General features: G+C 42.2%; 1 protein-coding gene. It reads right to left on the bottom strand.

Annotated elements, in window-relative coordinates; translation table 11 throughout:
* Nucleotides 1-289 (bottom strand): 6-phosphofructokinase (locus PZE06_RS28880; RefSeq protein ID WP_275792522.1); only part of this gene is annotated, 289 nt, incomplete at both ends.

Raw genomic sequence — 289 nt, forward strand, 5'->3', positions numbered from 1 at the left:
GCACCACCAGCTAATCCAGACCATAATGCGATATCTCCAGCGTCACGACCCATAATCTCAATGATAAATGTTCTTTCATGTGATGTTGCCGTATCACGAATTTTATCGATCGCATCAATAACGGTATTTAATGCCGTGTCAAAACCAATCGTAAAATCAGTTCCAGGGATATCGTTGTCGATTGTTCCTGGTACACTAACACAAGGAAATCCTTGTTCAGTAAGGGCCTTAGCTCCACGATAAGAACCATCTCCACCGATGACTACTAAACCTTCAATACCGAACTTCT

The sequence above is a fragment of the Robertmurraya sp. DFI.2.37 genome (assembly GCF_029211245.1).
GTDB classification, from domain to species: domain Bacteria; phylum Bacillota; class Bacilli; order Bacillales; family Cytobacillaceae; genus Robertmurraya; species Robertmurraya methanolica_A.